At 57.6% G+C, this 1085-nt stretch carries 1 pseudogene; it reads right to left on the bottom strand.

Annotated features, from left to right (window positions below):
• A pseudogene (locus tag CVS30_RS17680) lies at positions 1-816 on the bottom strand (IS5 family transposase); the annotation flags it as partial.
• Positions 817-1085: the final 269 nt, after the last annotated feature.

Raw genomic sequence — 1085 nt, 5'->3', positions numbered from 1 at the left:
CTTTGGCGCGCACCTGGGCCTTGGATTTCTCGATCTTGCGCTTGGCTTTGTACAGCGCACTGCGCTTACTCAGCTTCTTGTACGTACTGCGGCGGGCCGCAATCTGCCAGATCACCTCCCGGCCTTCATGTTCCGGGCGTTTCTCTACGCCGGTGTAACCCGCGTCGGCGCCGACCATGTTTTCCTTCCATGCAGCAGTTTGTCGACCTGGGTGATATCCGCCACGTTGGCTGCCGTGCCTACCACGCTGTGTACCAGCCCCGACTCATCATCTACGCCGATGTGCGCCTTCATGCCAAAGTAATACTGGTTCCCTTTCTTGCTCTGGTGCATTTCCGGGTCGCGCTTGCCGTCCTGGTTCTTGGTCGAGCTGGGCGCGTGGATCAGTGTGGCATCGACGATAGTGCCCTGGCGCAGCGACAGGCCGCGATCCCCCAGGTAGCCATTGATTACGCCGAGGATGCCGGCTGCCAGTTCATGTTTCTCCAGCAAGCGACGGAAGTTGAGGATGGTGGTTTCGTCGGGAATGCGCTCCAGGCTCAACCCGGCGAACTGGCGCAGGATGGTCGTCTCGTACAGCGCTTCCTCCATTGCCGGATCACTGTAGCCAAACCAGTTCTGCATCAGGTGAATACGCAGCATGGCCAGCAGAGGATAGGCGGGCCGACCACCTTCGCCCTTGGGGTAATGCGGCTCGATCAAGGCAATCAGTCCTTTCCACGGCACCACCTGATCCATCTCGATCAGGAACAGCTCTTTACGGGTCTGCTTGCGCTTGCCGGCGTACTCGGCGTCGGCGAAGGTCATCTGCTTCATGGAAAAACTCGGCTGGCGGGATCGGCGTATTTCACCAGATTCGAGAAGTCTTTTTCAGACCATCCCTAGGGTACCTAGAAACAACATCAAAGGAATGCTGGGCCATGACGAAAACTATCGTAGCCGCTGTACTTTCAGCCGTTGCACTGTCTACTTCAGCAGCAGAAATCTCCGGCTCGATTGGCGCTACGAATCAAGGCGGCTTAACGGCACGTGCCGGCATTGGTGTCGAATGGGAAAAGAGTTGGTTCCAGTCTGACACTGGACAC

It is taken from the genome of Arthrobacter psychrolactophilus, assembly GCF_003219795.1.
Lineage (GTDB): Bacteria > Actinomycetota > Actinomycetes > Actinomycetales > Micrococcaceae > Specibacter > Specibacter psychrolactophilus.
This window is presented reverse-complemented; position numbering and strand designations above follow the sequence as displayed.